The organism is Flavobacterium sp. 140616W15 (genome assembly GCF_003668995.1).
Classification (GTDB): Bacteria; Bacteroidota; Bacteroidia; order Flavobacteriales; family Flavobacteriaceae; genus Flavobacterium.
On the sequence record NZ_CP033068.1, the window covers coordinates 2576549 to 2596838 of the forward strand.

General features: G+C 32.8%; 13 protein-coding genes and 1 tRNA gene. 10 read left to right on the forward strand and 4 right to left on the reverse strand.

Annotated elements, in window-relative coordinates:
• The first annotated feature begins 20 nt into the window (after positions 1-20).
• The 7 genes from panB to EAG11_RS11025 all read left to right on the forward strand — a co-directional run bounded on the left by panB (position 21) and on the right by EAG11_RS11025 (position 9539).
• Positions 21-839: a 3-methyl-2-oxobutanoate hydroxymethyltransferase gene (gene panB, locus EAG11_RS10995; RefSeq protein ID WP_129539218.1), complete on the forward strand. Its 819-nt coding sequence runs from the start codon at positions 21-23 to the stop codon at positions 837-839.
• Between the two features lie 139 nt (positions 840-978).
• Positions 979-1329 (forward strand): four helix bundle protein, encoded by a 351-nt coding sequence (locus EAG11_RS11000; protein ID WP_129539219.1) that lies wholly within the window; start codon positions 979-981, stop codon positions 1327-1329.
• A 59-nt stretch (positions 1330-1388) separates the two neighbouring features.
• Positions 1389-2078, forward strand: coding sequence for an RluA family pseudouridine synthase (locus EAG11_RS11005; protein ID WP_129539220.1), 690 nt, complete (start codon positions 1389-1391; stop codon positions 2076-2078).
• A 73-nt stretch (positions 2079-2151) separates the two neighbouring features.
• Complete coding sequence (locus tag EAG11_RS11010; RefSeq protein WP_129539221.1) at positions 2152-3480, forward strand: aldehyde dehydrogenase; 1329 nt, start codon at positions 2152-2154, stop codon at positions 3478-3480.
• A gap of 191 nt (positions 3481-3671) precedes the next feature.
• Positions 3672-4469, forward strand: coding sequence for a hypothetical protein (locus EAG11_RS11015; RefSeq protein ID WP_129539222.1), 798 nt, complete (start codon positions 3672-3674; stop codon positions 4467-4469).
• Positions 4470-4530: 61 nt separating this feature from the next.
• The gene (locus EAG11_RS11020) at positions 4531-8589 is read left to right on the forward strand and encodes a PAS domain S-box protein (RefSeq protein ID WP_129539223.1); all 4059 of its coding nucleotides are present in this window, start codon (positions 4531-4533) and stop codon (positions 8587-8589) included.
• 95 nt (positions 8590-8684) lie between these two features.
• A complete protein-coding gene (locus EAG11_RS11025) occupies positions 8685-9539 on the forward strand; it encodes a neutral zinc metallopeptidase (RefSeq protein ID WP_129539224.1) in 855 nt (284 codons plus the stop codon).
• A 158-nt stretch (positions 9540-9697) separates the two neighbouring features.
• On the opposite strand, the gene EAG11_RS11030 is transcribed toward EAG11_RS11025, so the two are convergent.
• The 4 genes from EAG11_RS11030 to EAG11_RS11045 all read right to left on the reverse strand — a co-directional run bounded on the left by EAG11_RS11030 (position 9698) and on the right by EAG11_RS11045 (position 12185).
• Positions 9698-9771 (reverse strand) — tRNA-His (locus tag EAG11_RS11030).
• A gap of 83 nt (positions 9772-9854) precedes the next feature.
• Positions 9855-10571, reverse strand: coding sequence for a bacillithiol biosynthesis deacetylase BshB1 (gene bshB1, locus EAG11_RS11035; protein ID WP_129539225.1), 717 nt, complete (start codon positions 10569-10571; stop codon positions 9855-9857).
• A 112-nt stretch (positions 10572-10683) separates the two neighbouring features.
• A complete protein-coding gene (locus tag EAG11_RS11040) occupies positions 10684-11751 on the reverse strand; it encodes a chorismate-binding protein (protein ID WP_129539226.1) in 1068 nt (355 codons plus the stop codon).
• A gap of 5 nt (positions 11752-11756) precedes the next feature.
• Positions 11757-12185: a PaaI family thioesterase gene (locus EAG11_RS11045; RefSeq protein ID WP_129539227.1), complete on the reverse strand. Its 429-nt coding sequence runs from the start codon at positions 12183-12185 to the stop codon at positions 11757-11759.
• A 125-nt stretch (positions 12186-12310) separates the two neighbouring features.
• Between EAG11_RS11045 and EAG11_RS11050 the strand changes: the two genes are divergently transcribed.
• The 3 genes from EAG11_RS11050 to purL all read left to right on the forward strand — a co-directional run bounded on the left by EAG11_RS11050 (position 12311) and on the right by purL (position 20024).
• Positions 12311-13813 carry a right-handed parallel beta-helix repeat-containing protein gene (locus tag EAG11_RS11050; protein ID WP_129539228.1) on the forward strand — a complete coding sequence of 501 codons (1503 nt, stop codon included), beginning with the start codon at positions 12311-12313 and terminating at the stop codon, positions 13811-13813.
• Between the two features lie 305 nt (positions 13814-14118).
• Positions 14119-15969, forward strand: coding sequence for an endonuclease (locus EAG11_RS11055; protein WP_129539229.1), 1851 nt, complete (start codon positions 14119-14121; stop codon positions 15967-15969).
• Positions 15970-16352: 383 nt separating this feature from the next.
• Positions 16353-20024, forward strand: coding sequence for a phosphoribosylformylglycinamidine synthase (gene purL, locus EAG11_RS11060; RefSeq protein WP_129539230.1), 3672 nt, complete (start codon positions 16353-16355; stop codon positions 20022-20024).
• Positions 20025-20290: the final 266 nt, after the last annotated feature.

Sequence of the window (20290 nt, forward strand, 5' to 3'; positions counted from 1 at the left end):
GAACTAAATCATAGATCACAATGTCTGTAGCAAAAAAAGATTATAAAAGAATTACGACTAAATCATTAATTGAAATGAAAGCCAATGGGCAAAAAATTTCAATGCTTACGGCTTACGATTACACCATGGCCAAAATTGTTGATACTGCTGGAATTGATGTAATTCTTGTTGGAGACTCGGCTTCAAATGTAATGGCAGGTCATGAAACTACATTACCAATTACTTTGGATCAAATGATATATCATGCATCATCTGTAGTAAGAGCTATCGAAAGAGCTTTGGTAGTTGTTGATTTACCTTTTGGAAGCTACCAATCGGATCCAAAAGAAGCTTTACGTTCTGCTATCAGAATCATGAAAGAAAGCGGTGGTCATGCTGTAAAACTAGAAGGAGGAAAAGAAATTAAAGAATCTATAAAAAAGATATTAAACGCTGGAATTCCTGTTATGGGACACTTAGGTTTAACACCACAATCAATATATAAATTCGGAACATACACTGTTCGTGCAAAAGAAGAGGATGAAGCCGAAAAACTAATTGCTGATGCAAAAATGCTAGAAAAAATTGGTTGTTTTGCTTTGGTTCTTGAAAAAATCCCTGCACATTTAGCTCAAAAGGTTGCCGAAAGTATCTCAATCCCAGTTATCGGAATTGGAGCTGGTGGTCAAGTAGATGGTCAAGTTCTTGTAATTCACGATATGCTAGGAATGAACAATGAGTTTAGTCCACGTTTCTTAAGACGCTACATGAATTTGTACGAAGGAATGACTACAGCAATTAGCCAATATGTAGATGATGTGAAATCAGGAGATTTCCCTAATACTAGTGAGCAATACTAAATTTAGACTTCTTAGATTATTAGACTTACTTAGATTATTGAGTTATTATGTTTTTTTTGTAGTGTAAATCTTATTTTATATGCTAATTTTACAGACCTCAATAATCTAAGTAAGTATAACCCAATCTAAAAATCTGAAAATGCATCAATTTAAACAACTAGGAATATGGAAAAAGAGCAGATTACTTTGTTCTAAAATTTATAATATCACCGCTACATTTCCTAGTGAAGAAAAATTCGGAATCACAAATCAACTCAGAAGAGCATCAGTTTCAATTCCATCCAATATTGCCGAAGGTTCATCAAGAAACTCTAATAAAGATTTTGCACGATTTTTAGAAATTGCCATTGGATCTGCTTATGAAGTAGAAACACAGCTTCTAATCTCGTCAGATTTAGGATTTATTACAGAAGAAAACACAATTGAATTAGCCAATTTATTGGAAGAAATTATTAAAATGACATCACGGTTTAGAGCTACTTTATTATAATATTTTATTCTAAAAAATCTAAGAAGTCTAAGCCTGTCTAAAAATCTAAAAAGTCTAATATGAAAATCATTTCAACCAAAGATAATCTCCAAGTTCTCCACGAAGACAATCACATCATTGTTGTAAATAAACGCGTAGGCGATATTGTACAAGGTGATAAAACGGGTGACAAACCACTATCTGATGTTGTAAAAGAATACATAAAAGACAAATATAATAAACCTGGTGACGTATTTTTAGGCGTGATACATCGTTTGGATCGTCCTACAACTGGGATAGTTGTTTTTGCAAGAACAAGCAAAGCATTAACGCGTATGAATGAATTATTTAGCAATCGTGAAACTCAAAAAACCTATTGGGCAGTTGTTAAAAATAAACCGTTGGAAGCAAGTGCTAAATTGGTTCATTATTTAAAACGAAACGAAAAAAACAATACTTCAAAAGCGCATCTAAAAGAAGTTCCAGATAGCAAACTAGCCAGTTTGGATTATACGGTTTTTAAAGAACTTCAGAATTATGTAGCGCTAGAAATCAATTTACATACAGGCAGACATCACCAAATTAGAGCACAACTTTCGGCAATTGGATCACCTATCAAAGGAGATTTAAAATACGGTTTTGACCGAAGTAATCCTGATGGAGGAATTCATCTTCATGCCAGAAAATTAACCTTCATACATCCAGTAACAAAAGAACCACTTACCATTATTGCTCCTACTCCAGATGAAGTAATATGGAATGCTTTATGATTTTTGAATAAAAACTATTTTATTTAAAATTTTAAAATTAACTTGCATAGTGTAAAACTAAGCTGATTTTAAAATGGACTATAAAAATGACATCGGTTACAGAAAAGAGACGCTTAAAAAACTATTATTCAACATACAAAAAAGCGAAGATTTAATTATTAAAGCCCTCCATAATGATTTCAAGAAACCTGCTTTTGAAGCTGTTTTAACTGAAACTAATTATGTTATTTCTGAACTAAAAGATACCATAAAAAACATTCAAAATTGGGCAAAACCACAACGAATACTCCCATCAATACTTAACTTCCCTTCTACAGATTATATCTATAAAGAACCTTACGGAAAAGTATTAATTCTTGCTCCTTGGAACTATCCTTTTCAACTGGCATTATGCCCCTTAATTTCGGCTGTAGCGGCAGGAAACAAGGTTATTTTAAAGCCTTCTGAACTGACTCCAAAAACAGCAGAAATAATAACCGAAATCATCCAAAAAACATTCCACATCAATCATGTCGAAGTGGTACAAGGAGGAGTCGATGTTTCGCAAAAACTTTTAGAGAAGCGCTGGGATTATATATTTTTTACAGGAAGTGTAGCTGTTGGAAAAATTGTTGCAAAAGCTGCCGCTGAGAATCTTACTCCAGTTACACTAGAACTTGGAGGTAAAAACCCATGCATTATTGATGAAACTGCGAATTTAAAATTGGCTGCTAAAAGAATTGTCTGGGGTAAATTTATTAATGCTGGACAAACCTGTATTGCCCCCGATTACATTTTAATTCATAAGGACATGAAAGTTCATTTTATAGGATATCTAAAAGATGAAATCACCAAAGCTTATGGTAACAACCCACAAGAATCACCCGATTTTGCAAGAATAATTAACACCAAAAACTGGGTTCGATTAGATAGCATGATTGAGCAAAAAAAAGTTGTTTTTGGAGGACAAACTGATGCTAAAAATCTTTATATTGCCCCTACACTTATTGACGAGCCAAGCATCGAAAGTGCCATCATGCAAGAAGAAATTTTCGGTCCAATATTACCTATACTCACATACAAAACCGAGGCTGATATAAAAAATAGCATTGATCAATACGAAAAACCTTTAGCCTTATATGTGTTTAGTGAAAATCGAAATTTCACAAAAAAAATAATTGCCCGTTATTCATTTGGTGGAGGATGTATTAATGATACAATTGTACATTTTTCTAATAAAAGACTTCCGTTTGGAGGCGTAGGACATAGTGGTATTGGAGCTTATCATGGAAAATTAAGTTTTGATATTTTCTCGCACCATAAAAGCATTGTAAAAAAAGCAAACTGGCTCGACTTACCTATGCGGTATGCTCCATATAAAGACAAATTGGCTACGATCAAAAGATTATTAGATTGGATGTAAACAAACCAATTTTAGACATTAATTAATGCACATTTAACTTTCTTAATAAACTAGATACTTATGCTAAATCGTTATACCAAAAAAGTATTTTTAACTTGGTCAATTTAAAAAATATACTACATTTACTACTGATATTTCACAAACTGACAATCTAGAAAACTAAATATAATCGAATAACTACTTTAAAAAATATGAATCTTACACAACAACGAATTGAAGAAATCAAAAAAATTGGCTATCAAATAGATTTTTCAGATGTATTTAATCATGCATTCGAAAATTATAAAAAAATAGCTCTTTACGCTGGATTAATTATATTTATTTCTTACTTTATACTTGGTGTTTTTGGTTCTGGACTTGTAATCTCAATTTTTGGGATCGAGAGTTTCTCAAAAGAATCTTTAGAAAACCTCCAAAACTTTAACTTATCTGGAGAATCGCTTGTAATTTATGTAGCAAGTATGCTTGTATTAGCTTTAGTTATTGCTCCTTTTACAGCTGGCTTTTTAAAAATGGCCGATTGCGCAGACAAAGATGAAGAATTTAATGTATCGACCATATTTTATTACTACAGATTACCCTACTTAACAAATATTATTACAGCTACATTGATTATATCAATTATAAATGTGCCTATATCTGTAATACTACAAACTCTAAACTTATCATTCTTAGGAACAGTAATATCATTGCTAATTTCACTTTTTACTTACCTAACAATACCATTAATTATTTTTGGTAATTTCAACGCTGTAGATGCCATTAAAACTAGCTTTATGTTAGTTTCAAAACAACCGTTTATACTTGCTTTATTATTAATTGTTTCAGCATTGGCTGCAATGGTAGGATTTATAGGATGTTGTATTGGAGTAATTTTTACTATTCCTTTTATATATTCTATGACCTATGCAATCTATTCTTCAATTGTTGGTAAAGACACACTAGAAAAAACTAAAGACTCAAATTCTGGTCCAAAGATCTTTCTATAAAAAAATTAATAAAATATTTCTCCAGAATATATTTAATTAAAACAAAATACCTCGAAAATCTATGGTTCTTAACTATAGTTTTATAACAATAATAGCTATTTGGTCAAACCTAACAGGCTTGATCAATAAGCTATTGTTACATAACGACATAGTAAGCAGTAAATCATTTGTTTTTTATAATAGCCCAAAATTTCCAGCTCTAGGGCTTGCTTTATTGGGCTTTGTTATTTTCTTGATTTACCATTTTTTCAACATAAAAAAGCAATTAGGTAATTTTATTGAAAAAGAAAAGGAGAACAAAACCTCTGACAAAGAATATCTACTCTATTTTTTGTTTCTAGGAATCACCATTATTGTAATTGAAATAATCAATGAAATTTTTAAAATAAGACCTAAAAGTTTACTAGTTGTAAATACTTCAATTGGTCTATCCTTTTTATTATTCTATTTTATTACAACCAAAATTGAATACTTACGTAAAAATGTACAGTATATCTTCATCACATTATTTTTACTGTTCTTTTTTCACATAATTCGCAATGTGATACTTATTCCAGAAGATATTACTCCCATAATTAGTTTTATTGTTGCTTTTTACTTCTCTTACAATATTTTAAAACCGATAAAATTATATTGGTTTTTTTCAGGCTTCTTGTTTTTATTTTTAATTGATGTAACAATATCACAATTAGTCCCCTTAAAAACATCAATAATTTTAATTAACTTTTCACTTATTATATTTGTTGTCAGTTACGTAAAATACGCTGTTTTATTAAACCAAAATGATAAATTTCGTTTTTCTAATGAAATAGTACATAAAGGAAATTCGCTCACTATTGCAAGCAATCGCAAGGGTGAAATTTTATTTTGTAGCGAAACCATAACTGATATCCTCGGATATACTCCTGAAGAAGTCATGGGAATGGCATTTTGGGACCTTACCGAAGATCCAGAATTTATTGGCGAAGAATACCATTTAAATTACACAGATAACAAACTCTACATTAGAAAATTAAAGTGTAAAAACGGAGAATATAGACACATCCAATGGAAAGACAAAAAATTCTCTGAAAACCTAATAATTGGAATCGGACAAGATATTACAGAACAAATCAATACCCGTGATTTATATAAAAACTTAATTCAAACAGCCACCGATTTAATTTTTGAAACTGACGATGATGGTAATTTTATTTTCATCAATGAATTTGCAATTTCAACATTAGGCTATTCTGAATCAGAGATTATCTCACATAATTATTTAGAATTCATTCGTCTAGATTACATTACCAATGCAATGCAGTTTTATGAAAATCTAGAAGAAAATCTAAAGAAAAAAGAAAATAATTTCCCTACTATAGAAATCCCTTTATTGACAAAAAATCAAGAAGAATTATGGGTTTCACTTAAAGTTATTATCCGTAAGAATGACTTGGGAGAAATAACAGGTTATGCAGGTATTGCAAGAGACATCACCAAACTGAAAATCATTGAGATAAAAAATAAAATTAGACAAGAAAAAACAGAACATTACAATACTGTATCCAAAAAATTATCGACTACCAACTTTAGTAATTATGAGGACACAGACAGTGTTGTTCAATTAATCATCAAAGAAGCTGCAATTGCTTCAAAAACTGAGCGTGTAAGCTATTGGAAATACACAGAAGATACTATTAGTTGCACAAATCTATACAGCACAGACAATCAGAAACTCGATAAGAAAAGAGTCTTAAAAAAAGAACATTACCCTATTTATTTTGACTCTATAATAAACAAAACTATAATTAACGCTCCAAACGTATTTGATCAATTAGAAATATCTGAATTTACAAAAGACACTTTCTTAAAGAACAATATTAAATCGATGTTGGATCTTCCAATCTTTACAAACGGACAACTTACTGGTATTCTTTGTTTTGAATCGACGCCAAACAAACGAATTTGGGACAATGAAGACATCAGTTTTGGTCGAACAATTTCAGATATTATATCTCTCGCTGTTTCATCTCAAATGAGATTAATAGCAGAAAAAAAATTGGAATTCAAGAGTCAGCTATTATCTGCACTGGCATTATGTACTGAAAAGTTTTTATTAAGTAAAAACACCTCTAAAATGTTTGAAGAAACCTTTGATATAATAGGGAAAGCTTCAAAAGCAGATCATCTGTTTTACTACGAAAAAGACAACAATACAAAACTTATAAGCCAAAAACACAAATGGGCAAGAAAGGGAGTTGTAAAACAAATTACAAAATTACAAAGTTTTAATACCGAAAAATTAAGCGAGATATTTGCTCTTGCTCAAAACAAAAAAACACTAAACACATTCACTTCTAAACTTAAAGATTCTTTTTTTAAAGAACTATTAGTCGCCAACGAAATCAAATCTATTTTAATTCTCCCTTTATACATCAATGATAAATTCACAGGTTTTATTGGATTTGACGACTGCACTAATGAAAAAAAATGGACTGAAGATGAAATTTATATTTTACAATCTCTAGCCAATAATATTTCTTCGACCTTAGAAAGAAACAGAAACGAAACTAGAATCCACGAAAGTGAGGAAAAATTTAAGCTAATTGCAAATAACATCCCTGGTACTGTTTACCTGTCTAAATTTGATGAATTAGTCACAAAAATTTTTCTAAATGACGAGATAGAAAACTTAACTGGTTATCCTAAATCAAAGTTTCTAGAGAATAAATTATCTTTCATGTCACTAATACATCCTGATGACAAAGAAAACATCATCAAGACTCAGGTTAGTAATTTAAAAAAAGGAATCCCTATACATTCTGTTTACAGAATAAAAAGAAAGTCTGGCGAATATATCTGGATAGAAGAATTTGGTGATGTGATCAAAAGAGGAAATACAATTGATTTTGTAGGTGGTATTTATTTTGATATTACAAGCAAAAAAGAAGCAGAAGATGCCATAAAAGCCAAACAACTGGCTGAAGCTGCGAATAAATCAAAATCTGATTTCCTGGCAAATATGTCACACGAAATAAGAACTCCCCTAAACGGTATCATTGGTTTTACCAATTTATTAATGAAAACAAACCTACAGGAGATTCAACAAAAATACATGATTACAGTCAATCAGTCTGCACAATCATTACTCAATATAATAAATGACATTTTAGATTTTTCTAAAATAGAAGCTGGGAAGTTGGAGTTAAATATTGATCATTATAACATTAGAGAAGTACTCAATCAAGTAATCGATTTAATATTATACGAATCCAACCTTAAAAATCTCAAACTAGAACTTAACATCCATAAAGACATACCTAGTTGTTTTTGGATTGATGTAGTTCGAGTAAAACAGATTCTGATCAATCTACTTGCAAACGCAGTTAAATTCACCGAAAAAGGAACTATAAAACTCAACGTAACTATTCTAGATAAAATAAACAATATCTATACAATACGCTTTTCCGTTTCTGATACTGGAATCGGAATACTTGAAGAAAATAAAAAGCGCATTTTTCAAGCATTTTCACAAGAGGATAGTTCTACTACTCGAAAATTTGGAGGTACAGGATTAGGATTAACCATTTCGAATAAACTACTTAGCTTAATGGATAGCTATTTAAAATTAGAAAGTAAAATAAATGTAGGGAGTACTTTTTATTTTGATTTAAAGATACAAAGTTGCGATGTATATGATCCTGTTTTTTTTGAAAGCACTGCCGAAAACAATAATACTATTTATGTCTTAACTGAAGAACAGCTCGCTAAGGAAATAAAATTTCTTATCGTAGAAGACAATAACGTTAACCGACTACTACTAAGAGCCACTATAAAAAACCTATTTACGAATGCCATCATATATGATGCTAAAAACGGAAAAGAAGCCGTTGAATTATACAAAGCAATAGATCCAGACATTATCTTTATGGACATACAAATGCCTGTTATGAATGGATACGAAGCTACTAAAGCAATTCGAAAATTAAAATTAGGCAAAAACACACCTATAATTGCAGTTACAGCAGGAGCAGAAAAAGACGAAAAACAGAATTGTATTAATGCCGGAATGACTGGATATATATCAAAACCAATCATAAAAGGAAGCATTGAAAAAGCCATAATAAAATCTATTATCTAAATACTAAAGAAATAGAATAATAAAAGCATTATTCCAGAAAATATATATAAATTCGTGTATATAAAATTGATTAAAAACGTTAAAACCATATAATTATGAAATGGAAAGGTACAAGAGAAAGTGATAACGTTGAAGACAGAAGAGGCATGTCATCTGGTGGTAAAACTATTGTAGGTGGTGGAATAATTGGTATTATAATTTTACTAGTAAATATTTTTGGTGGTGAAAATGCACAATTTATAACTCCTGTATTAGAACAAATGCAAGGCTCTCAATCCAATCAAACTGAAGCTACTGCACCATTAAGCAAAGAAGATGAAGAATTAGGCCATTTTGTTAAAGCAGTTCTAGCAAGAAACGAAGAAACTTGGGATAAAATTTTTACCGAAAACGGTATGACATATAAATATCCTAAATTAGTTTTATTTAGAAATTCTGTACAAACTCAATGTGGTGGAGCAACATCGGCATCTGGTCCATTTTATTGTCCTGCCGACCAAAAGGTATACATGGATTTAGCCTTCTTTGAGGAACTAAAAACTAGATTTGGTGCCAAGGGTGGGGATTTCGCAATTGCATACGTTATAGCACACGAAATAGGACATCACATACAAACATTATTAGGAACATCGGCTAAAATGCGTAAAGCACAAGAAGGAAAAAGCGAAGCACAAGCTAATAAGCTATCTGTTGCCCTAGAACTTCAAGCCGACTTTTATGCAGGAGTTTGGGCACATTACAACCAGCAATACCTAGAAGAAGGAGATATTGACGAAGCCTTGAGTGCTGCAAATGCAGTTGGCGATGATGCAATACAGAGTAAAATGCAAGGACAAGTAGTTCCTGACTCATTTACACACGGTACATCAGAACAACGAATGTATTGGTTCAAAAAAGGATTTAGTACAGGAGACATCAAACAAGGAGATACATTTGCAGAAATTAGATAATCTTTCTTTTTTCTAAAATCATTAAAATTAAAAAAGCAACTATTACAAAATAGTTGCTTTTGTTTTTTTGAGTCATTGTGAAATTTCGCAAAATGCTATTTTCATGAAACTTTATTCCACAAAAAAAGCCTCGAATAAATTCGAGGCTCTTGCTTCTGGGTGGATGACCGGGTTCGAACCGGCGACCCTCGGTACCACAAACCGATGCTCTAACCAACTGAGCTACAACCACCATTTTTGCTAGTGCTTAGCGGTGGCAAAGATACAACTAAAGTTGAGTTCTGCAAACAAAAAAACAAAAAATTTTCATCTTTTTTACATCAAATCTCCTAAACTATTGATAGCCAAACATCTTTCAATAGTAAAACCTTCAGCAAAATCTACCCCAACTAACCTCCCTAAGTCTTGCGCACGATAATTTAGACTTTCAAGAAAGTTTTTACTCGTTATTGGTGTAGCTGGTTCTTTAGAATTCGCATCATAAAACTGCGAACCGTATGCTAAAATCGATTCTATTTTCTTTTCAGTGAATCCTGTGATATCTACAACAAAGTCTGGCTCTATATTTTTCCATTGAATATAGTGATAAACTAACTTAGGACGCCATGCAGTTTGTTGCTCTCCATTAAGAGTAGTCTCTATCTTCATCAACCCTGATAAAAAACAAGCATCAGAAACTAATTTACTTCCTTTCCCATGATCTATATGACGATCATCGATTGCATTACACAATACAATCTCTGGTTTATACTTACGAATCATTTTTATCACTTCTAATTGATGCGCTTCGTCATTTACAAAAAAACCATCACGCATTGCTAAATTCTCTCGTACAGAGACTCCTAATATCTTTGCGGCGGCGGCGGCTTCTAAATCTCTAAGTTCAGCAGATCCACGTGTTCCTAATTCACCTCGGGTTAAATCAACAATTCCCACTTTTTTCCCTAAAGAAATCTCTTTTAAAATTGTTCCAGCGCAACCTAATTCTACATCATCCGGATGTGCTCCAAAAGCTAATATATCTAATTTCATTCTTCTATTTTTTTTTATTTAAAGTTTTCTTTGTTTCAGGTTTCTTTGCGACTGAATACTAAATTATCCTTCGACTCCGCTCAAGATGACGCTGCAACTGAAAACTAATTTTTTATTTTATATTCAAAACTCTTTTCATCGTCATTGATTTATTCACACTTTCCTCCCACTCCTTTTCAGGAATACTTTCTTTTGTAATTCCACATCCCATATACAAAATAGCCTCAGAATTACGAATTTGCATGCTACGTAAATTCACAAATAAATCAGAGCTTATCGAATTAGAAGCAAAACTACTATTTAACTCACCTAGAAAACCAGAATAGAAAGTTCTATCGTAATTTTCATTTTCCAGAATAAATGCTCTAGATTTCTTTTTAGGATAACCACAAACCGCAGGTGTCGGATGCAATAAATCAATCACCTCATCTAAACTAGAATCTGCATTTAAAACTCCCGAAATATCGGTTTTTATATGCCAGATACTTCCTGCATTAGCACTATACGGCTCAGTAACTTCAACAGATGAAGCTACATCTCCTAATCTTTTTACAATAAAATCAGTAACATATTGCTGTTCGTCTTTTTCTTTTTGTTGCCACACAACATCAGATGCCGAAGCTGCCTTTTGAGTTCCTGCCAAAGCAGTAGTTTCAAAAACATTTCCGTTTGCTTTAAGTAATTGTTCTGGCGTTGCTCCCATCCAAAAACCAACTTCGGGATGAAAGAAACAATATGCTAACGTTGTTGGGTATAAATTTGCTAAATTTTGAAATGTTTCAATAAAATCAAAATCTTTCAAAGGAACAATTTCGCTTCGTGATAAAACTACTTTTTGGAATTCGTTATTTACAATCGCTCCAACTCCATTTGCTACTAATGTTTCAAATTGTTTTTCAGCATTAACATCAACGTTCAAACCAACTATATCAACTAGACTTACTGATCTTGTTTCTAATTCACTAGTGCAAATTTGAGATTCATTTTCAGGAATAAGAACAATTTGTTTCTTATCAAAAGAAGCTAGTACAAACCCTTTTTCTTTATAATCAATAACTTTATGTAACGTGTTATTTTGTTGCAACAAAGCAATAATTGTATCCGACTTAGGTTTTTTATAAAGTACAAAAGGCAAATTCTGCTCTTTGTGTTTTTTTATTTTAGAAAAAAATTCATTCATTATAATTAGCTTTTCTTTCTATCCAAAACCATATTCGTCAATTTACATAGCGAAACCAAATTACCTTCTTCATCAGTAATTTTAATTTCCCAAAGATGCAAGCTTCTTCCTTTATGGATAATTCGTGCCGTTCCATAAACAAACCCCTCACGAATGCTTTTTAAATGATTTGCTGAAATTTCAATTCCGCGTACTTCTTGTAATTCAGGATTTATATAAAAAAATGATGCTGCACTACCTACACTTTCTGCAAGTGCCACAGATGCACCTCCGTGCAATAATCCCATTGGCTGATGAACAGCTGGATTTACTGGCATTTTGGCTACTAAAAAATCTTCTCCAGCATCTATATATTCAATTTTTAGCGTTTGCATCAAGGTATTTTGTGAAAACTGATTGCAATGCTCTAATATTTGTTCTTTACTAAAATTCATTTGTTTGGCTTTAAAATGTAAAATTAAATAAAAGATAAGTCACAAAGTAGCAAATGCAATTCTAAATTAAAAATGATATGTTAATCGAATTACTTTTTTGCTATTTTTACATAAATTCTATTCAAATGCGTACTTTTTTTATACTATTTACTATCGGAATACTTTTAGCAACAAGTTCATGTCGAAGTGATTTCGAAACCGTTGCCAGTACTGGAGATTTAGTTTTCTCAAAAGACACCGTATATTTAGATACCGTTTTTACCAATATCGGTTCAAGTACATACCAACTAAAAGTGTACAATCAAGGAAAAAAAGACATTACCATTCCAACAATCAAATTAGGCAAAGGATTAAGTTCTAAATACAGAATGACCGTTGATGGAATGCACGGAACAGAAGGAAAGATCTTTAATAATGTAACGCTTCTAGCAAAAGACAGCATGTATGTTTTTATAGAAACAACAGCCGCAATTACCGATGCAAATCCAACCGATTTTTTATATACCGACCAAATTCAATTTGATAGTGGTGCAAATCTTCAAAACGTAGAATTAGTAACACTAATACAAGATGCAACTTTTTTATATCCAAAAAAATCCTCTGATGGAACTATAGAAACATTACCAATCAATGGTAAAGAAGTAGAAGGCTTTTTCTTAGAAGATAACGAATTACAATTTACAAATCAAAAACCATACGTCATATATGGTTACGCGGCCGTTCCTGAAGGAAAAACCGCTACGTTTGATCCTGGCGCAAGAGTTTATTTTCATGCAAACTCAGGCTTATTGGTTAGTAAAAATGCAAGTCTTAATGTAAATGGAGCATTATCTTCAACAGAAAAATTAGAAAAAGAAGTCATTTTTGAAGGAGATCGTTTAGAACCTTTATATTCTGATATTCCTGGGCAATGGGGAACTATCTGGCTTGCCGATGGAAGTACAAATAACACCATTAATCATTTAACTATTAAAAATGCCACAACAGGTTTGTTTATAGAAAATAGTGACCAAACAACAGTAAGCATTAAAAACACACAAATTTACAATTCCGTTAATCATGGTATTTTAGCACAAAACGGAAAAATAAAAGGGGAGAACATTGTAATAAATCGCGCTGGATTATCAAGTTTAGCTTGCTTATATGGTGGAAACTATCAATTTACACACTGTACCTTCAATAACAATTGGCAAGGTTCTCAGCAAAGCGCAGTTTACCTAAGCAATACTCTCTCAGGAGCAACTCCAGAAACTAGAGATTTAATACAAGCAACTTTCAACAACTGTATTATATACGGCTCAAATACAAACGAGTTATTATTAGACAAAAAAAGCAATGCAACCTTTGTATATCAATTCAATAATTGCTTAATCAAGTATAGCAGTACAAGCACAAATACAGATTACCAATTCAACACCGATACCCAGCATTATAACGGAATCATACTAAATCAAGATCCAAAGTTTTACAAAGTTTCTCAAAACAAATTTAATATCGATACCAATTCTGGTGCTTTCGCAAAAGGAAACCAGACCTATAACATTTCGTTGGATATCATAGGGAATAGTAGAACTTCTCCTCCAGATTTAGGAGCATACCAAAGTATGCCATTTCCAAAATCGAAATAAAATCGAAACAGTTATTTATCTTTATTAAAAAGACTTGGCATCTCTGCGACTTAGAGAGAAATAAATTGAATATGTAAAACCCATCTTTTTTATAATGCTCTCAAAGACGCTAAGGCACAAAGCCATCTTCAAATTAAATCTTCACAATAATTGCGAGTAAGAAAAATGCTTCATAAATTAAACATATCTTAATACAACATATCTTCAAAAGATGTAGATTTGTTTTAAAATAAAACTAACCTATTCAAAATCAATTTTTTGAACCAGTTTTAAAAGCCCCATTTTTCAACTTTAAACTATTATCCATGAAGAAAACCTACTCTTACATTGTATTATTACTATTTACAACTGCCACCTTTGCACAAATCCCATCTGGATATTACAACACGGCAACAGGAACTGGTTACACCTTAAAAACCCAATTATACAACATTATTAAGGGACATACCGATAATGGATATGCTGGCTTATACACCACATATCAAACATCCGATATTGATGCTTTTTTCGAAAATGACGGAAGTGTCTTAGATATGTATTCTGAAAATCCATCAGGAACAGACCCTTATAATTATAGCATAGCAACCACACAAAGATGTGGCAATTATTCAAAAGAAGGAGATTGCTACAACAGAGAACACATAATTCCGCAATCAGTATTTAACGAAAAAGCACCAATGGTTTCCGACGCTCATTTTATTACACCTACAGATGGAAAAGTAAACGGAATGCGATCAAATTATCCTCATGGAGTTGTAAACACACCAACCTATATTTCTCAAAACGGAGGAAAGTTAGGGGCAAACTCTACATCTGGCTATTCAGGAACTGTTTTCGAACCAATCAATGAATTCAAAGGAGACATTGCCAGAATGTATTTTTATTTTGCAACACGGTATGAAAATACCGTTGCAGGTTATAGCTATCCTATGTTTGATGGCTCTGGTGATAAAGTTTTTTCTGCCGCATTTCTAAATATTCTTTTAGCATGGAACGCACAAGATCCAGTAAGCCCAAGAGAGATTACAAGAAACAATGCTATTTATGCACGCCAAAATAACCGAAATCCATATATCGACCATCCAGAATATGTAAATCAGATATGGAATCCTTCTGCTGACACGCAAGCACCAACAACACCTACAAATCTTGCAAGTACATCAAAAACTGCCACTTCTATTTCTTTAAGTTGGACTGCATCTACAGACAATGTAGCAGTAACAAATTATAATGTTTATGCAAATGGCGTTTTAAAAACTACAGTAACAGGATTAAGTGGTACAATTACTGGCTTAACGCCTTTAACAAGTTACAACATTACTGTAAGTGCAAAAGATGCCGCAGGAAATACTTCAGCAGTAAGCAATACCATCTCAGTAACAACAGATACAAGTATTGGACCAGATCCAGGAACCACTACAGACTTATTATTCTCTGAATACATAGAAGGTTCCGGGAATAACAAAGCATTAGAAATCATGAATGCAACTGGAAGTGCTATTAACTTATCTGGTTACAGCATAAAAAGACAAACCAATGGAGCTGGCGCATGGAGTTCAGGACTCGCTTTAAGTGGCATTATAAATACAGGAAGCAAATTCACTATTGTAAACAACTTAATGGCATCTAGCTGTTTCCCTACAAGCTCAGCAAATCTTTCGACAACTGCCGCCGAACTTACTTTTAATGGAAATGATCCTGTAGGCTTATTCAAAAACGGCGTACTAATCGATATTATCGGAACCTATAACGGCGGGTCTGCAAACTTTGCAGTCGATATAACATTAAGAAGAAAATCGACCGTAACATCTCCTAGCGCAACATTTAACCTAAATGGACAATGGGATTCATTTACAACAGATACCTGCAATAACTTAGGTAGTAAATTCCTTGGCGTTGCAAAAGAAAAGATTCTTTCTGATTCAAATGAAATAGTGCTATACCCTAATCCTTCAAATGGAAATTTTAATATTAATTTCAATAGTTCAGATACTCCATACACAATTGAAATAGTTTCGATATCAGGTCAAAAAGTATACAAAAAACAAGCTACAACACAAGAAGCTATAAGTATAAGCAATCTCCCAAAAGGATTATATATAATAAAAGTAACAAACAAGGAAAAAACTTTCATTAAAAAGATAGCAATCAACTAATTAAAATTCACACAATCAATAATTTAAAAGCGACAATTGTCGCTTTTTTTTTGTTTCTGAAGATTTTAAAATTAATTTTTCACGCAGATTTTGCAGATAAAGCAGATACAAAACCTCTAAATAATTTATAGATATTTAATAATTCTCAAATCAATTAATTCTGCTCAATCAGCCAAATCTGCATGAAACAAAAATATTTGCGTCTTTGCAAAATTTAAAAAAAATGTACTATCCTGCTTCTCTACACATTACCATTGCCACTCTCGTCATTCTGATGAAAAAAAATCACTGTAATTTTTTTTAAAAGAGTTCGTTTTCAAATTTGCGCTTACTATTTATTTACACTAAATTTGCAACTAAAATACAACAAACTACACAACACAATGATTCATTTCTTTGAAAACCAAAGCAAAACTGTTTTTGCAGTACAAACGCAAAACGAAATTTCGGCTCAAGACATTTCAAAATTAAATTGGCTTTTTGCCAACTCCAATAAAATAGAAAAATCCGTACTAACGGATTTTTTTGTTGGCCCACGTGCCACTATGATTACCCCTTGGAGTACAAATGCTGTAGAGATTACTCAGAATATGGGAATTTCGGGCATTATCAGAATTGAAGAATTTTATCCGGCAACTACTGAATTTTCAGATTTTGACCCGATGCTTTCACAAAAGTATACTGAACTGAATCAAGAAATCTTTACTATCAACGTACAACCAGAAGCAATTTTGGATATCGATGATATTGCTGCTTACAACAAAACCGAAGGGTTAGCTTTAAGCCAAGAAGAAGTAGATTATCTAGACAATCTTGCTATCAAACTAGGACGTAAATTAACCGACTCTGAAATTTTTGCTTTCTCACAAGCAAATTCAGAGCACTGTCGTCACAAAATTTTCAACGGAACTTTTGTAATCGACGGAGAAGAAAAAGAAACGTCTTTATTTAAATTAATCAAGAAAACATCTCAGGAAAATCCTAACGACATCGTTTCGGCTTACAAAGATAATGTGGCTTTTGTAAAAGGACCACGCGTACAACAGTTTGCTCCTAAAACAGCAGACAAACCAGACTTTTACGAAATAAAAGAATTTGATTCTGTTATTTCATTAAAAGCCGAAACACATAATTTCCCTACAACTGTTGAGCCTTTTAATGGTGCAGCAACAGGATCAGGAGGAGAAATTCGTGACCGTCTTGCAGGAGGACAAGGTTCATTACCTCTAGCAGGAACTGCGGTTTATATGACATCTTACTCTCGTTTGAAATCCTTCGACTCCGCTCAGGATGACAGGCCATGGGAGAATGCTATGGACGAAAGAAAATGGCTATATCAAACTCCAATGGATATCTTGATAAAAGCTTCAAACGGAGCTTCAGATTTTGGAAATAAATTTGGTCAGCCATTAATTACTGGTTCTGTTTTAACTTTTGAACATGAAGAAGACAACCGCAAAATTGGTTATGATAAAGTAATCATGCAAGCTGGTGGAATCGGTTACGGTAAATTAGATCAAGCCATAAAAAAGAAACCACAAGAAGGAGATAAAATTGTTATTCTTGGTGGAGAAAATTATAGAATAGGAATGGGTGGTGCTGCGGTTTCTTCTGCAGATACTGGAGCTTTTGGTTCAGGAATTGAATTAAACGCTATCCAACGTTCTAACCCTGAAATGCAAAAACGTGCTGCCAATGCCATTCGTGGGTTAGTAGAAAGTGATAACAACCCAATTGTTTCGATTCATGATCACGGAGCTGGAGGACACCTAAACTGTCTTTCTGAACTAGTAGAAGAAACTGGTGGATTAATTGATTTAGACAAATTACCTGTTGGAGATCCAACGCTTTCTGCAAAAGAAATTATCGGAAACGAATCTCAAGAAAGAATGGGATTGGTAATTGGTCAAAAAGATATTGATACGTTACAAAGAATCGCTGACAGAGAGCGTTCACCAATGTATCAAGTTGGAGATGTAACGGGAGATCACCGTTTTACTTTTGAATCTAAATCGACTGGGGCTAAACCTATGGATTATGCTCTTGAAGATTTCTTCGGAAGTTCTCCAAAAACAATAATGACCGATAAAACTATCGATAGAAATTATGCTGCTGTTACTTATTCTGCAACAGATTTTGAAAATTATCTACAAAGCGTTTTACGTTTAGAAGCTGTAGCATCTAAAGACTGGTTAACTAATAAAGTAGACCGTTGTGTAGGTGGAAAAGTAGCCAAACAACAAAATGCTGGTCCATTACAATTACCATTAAATAATGTTGGTGTAATGGCTTTAGATTATTTAGGTAAAGAAGGAATTGCAACTTCTATTGGGCACGCTCCTATTGCTGCTTTAATTGATCCTGTGGCAGGAAGCAGAAATGCAATTGCCGAGTCATTATCAAACATTGTTTGGGCTCCAATTAAAGATGGAATGAAAGGAATTTCATTATCTGCAAACTGGATGTGGGCTTGTAAAAATGAAGGTGAAGACGCTCGTTTATACGCTGCTGTTGAAGGCTGTTCAGAATTTGCAATCGAATTAGGCATCAATATCCCAACAGGAAAAGACTCTCTTTCGATGAAACAAAAATATCCAAATGATGAAGTGATTGCACCGGGAACGGTTATTATTTCGGCAGGTGGAAATTGTATTGACATTAAAAAAGTAGTAGAACCAGTTTTACAGAAAAATGGTGACTCTATTTATTATATCAATTTATCACAAGATGCATTCAAATTAGGAGGTTCTTCTTTTGCACAAATCAGAAATACTATCGGGAATGAAACTTCGACTATAAAAGACGCTTCATTCTTTAAAAATGCATTTAATACCATTCAGGAATTAATTGGTGAAGATCAAATTCTTGCTGGACACGATATCGGAAGTGGTGGTTTAATCACAACTTTACTAGAATTATGTTTTGCTGATATAAATCTAGGAGCAAAAATTGATTTCGCTGCTTTCGCAGAAAAAGACTTATTGAAAATCCTTTTTGCAGAGAATATCGGAATTGTTTTCCAAGCAAAATCTGACACAGCTGTTGAAACTAAATTAAACACAAACAACATCGAATTCTTCAAAATTGGAACTGTAACAACTACAGAAACTTTAGAAGTTGGAGATTGGTCATTAAGCATTCCTAAATACAGAGACATTTGGTTTGAAACTTCTTATTTATTAGATCAAAAACAATCTAAAAACGGAAGAGCTCAGGCACGTTTCGAAAATTATAAAAATCAAGTTTTAAACTATACTTTCCCAGCACATTTTACAGGAAAAAAACCAGTAATCGATGCTTCAAAACCAAGACCAAAAGCGGCTATTATTCGTGAAAAAGGAAGTAATTCTGAGCGTGAAATGGCAAATGCAATGTACTTGGCTGGATTTGATGTAAAAGACGTTCACATGACCGATTTAATTTCTGGTCGTGAAACACTGGAAGACATTCAGTTTATTGGTGCAGTTGGAGGATTCTCTAACTCAGATGTTTTAGGTTCAGCCAAAGGTTGGGCTGGAGCTTTCTTATATAATGAAAAAGCAAAAACAGCTTTAGATAAATTCTTCAAGAGAGAAGACACTCTATCTGTAGGAATCTGTAACGGTTGTCAATTGTTTATGGAATTAGAAGTTATCAATCCAGAACATGAAGTTCACGGAAAAATGCTTCATAACGAAAGTAACAAACACGAAAGTATCTTTACATCTGTAAAAGTACAAGAAAACAACTCGGTGATGTTATCATCTCTTGCAGGAAGCACCCTTGGAGTTTGGGTTTCTCATGGTGAAGGAAAATTTAATTTACCATTAGCAGAAGAAAACTACAATATCGTATCTAAATACGCTTACGAAGGATATCCTGCAAACCCAAATGGATCTGACTATAACACAGCAATGATGTGTGATAAAACAGGAAGACATTTGGTTATGATGCCACACATTGAGCGTTCAACTTTCCAATGGAACTGGGCGCATTATCCAAAAGACAGAAACGACGAAGTTTCTCCTTGGCATGAAGCTTTTGTAAACGCAAGAAAATGGATTGAAAAAATCTAATTTTTATACTCATACAAAAAAAACTCATTCGTAACTGAATGAGTTTTTTTTTATTAAGTAAGACTACTCTCATACGCAAACTTCAACAGCAAAAACACAACAAGTTAATTCTCAATACATCTCATTTTCTGTATAAAAAAGATAAAGTTAGCGTGCTAGTTTTGCCTTTTTTTTTGACCTGATTTTATTAGTTTTGCCCTCCCGCATGAAAAATACCACTATTTATTATGCTCCAAAAACAAATAAAATAAAATTCTAAATACCAT

What these genes read in the sequence shown, in the direction of transcription:
- panB (WP_129539218.1), top strand. Translation starts at nt 21, where the DNA reads ATGTCTGTAGCAAAAAAAGATTATAAAAGAATTACGACTAAATCATTA.
- bshB1 (WP_129539225.1), bottom strand. Translation starts at nt 10,571, where the DNA reads ATGAAATTAGATATATTAGCTTTTGGAGCACATCCGGATGATGTAGAA.
- EAG11_RS11015 (WP_129539222.1), top strand. Translation starts at nt 3,672, where the DNA reads ATGAATCTTACACAACAACGAATTGAAGAAATCAAAAAAATTGGCTAT.
- EAG11_RS11025 (WP_129539224.1), top strand. Translation starts at nt 8,685, where the DNA reads ATGAAATGGAAAGGTACAAGAGAAAGTGATAACGTTGAAGACAGAAGA.
- purL (WP_129539230.1), top strand. Translation starts at nt 16,353, where the DNA reads ATGATTCATTTCTTTGAAAACCAAAGCAAAACTGTTTTTGCAGTACAA.
- EAG11_RS11010 (WP_129539221.1), top strand. Translation starts at nt 2,152, where the DNA reads ATGGACTATAAAAATGACATCGGTTACAGAAAAGAGACGCTTAAAAAA.
- EAG11_RS11040 (WP_129539226.1), bottom strand. Translation starts at nt 11,751, where the DNA reads ATGAATGAATTTTTTTCTAAAATAAAAAAACACAAAGAGCAGAATTTG.
- EAG11_RS11020 (WP_129539223.1), top strand. Translation starts at nt 4,531, where the DNA reads ATGGTTCTTAACTATAGTTTTATAACAATAATAGCTATTTGGTCAAAC.
- EAG11_RS11055 (WP_129539229.1), top strand. Translation starts at nt 14,119, where the DNA reads ATGAAGAAAACCTACTCTTACATTGTATTATTACTATTTACAACTGCC.
- EAG11_RS11005 (WP_129539220.1), top strand. Translation starts at nt 1,389, where the DNA reads ATGAAAATCATTTCAACCAAAGATAATCTCCAAGTTCTCCACGAAGAC.
- EAG11_RS11050 (WP_129539228.1), top strand. Translation starts at nt 12,311, where the DNA reads ATGCGTACTTTTTTTATACTATTTACTATCGGAATACTTTTAGCAACA.
- EAG11_RS11045 (WP_129539227.1), bottom strand. Translation starts at nt 12,185, where the DNA reads ATGAATTTTAGTAAAGAACAAATATTAGAGCATTGCAATCAGTTTTCA.
- EAG11_RS11000 (WP_129539219.1), top strand. Translation starts at nt 979, where the DNA reads ATGCATCAATTTAAACAACTAGGAATATGGAAAAAGAGCAGATTACTT.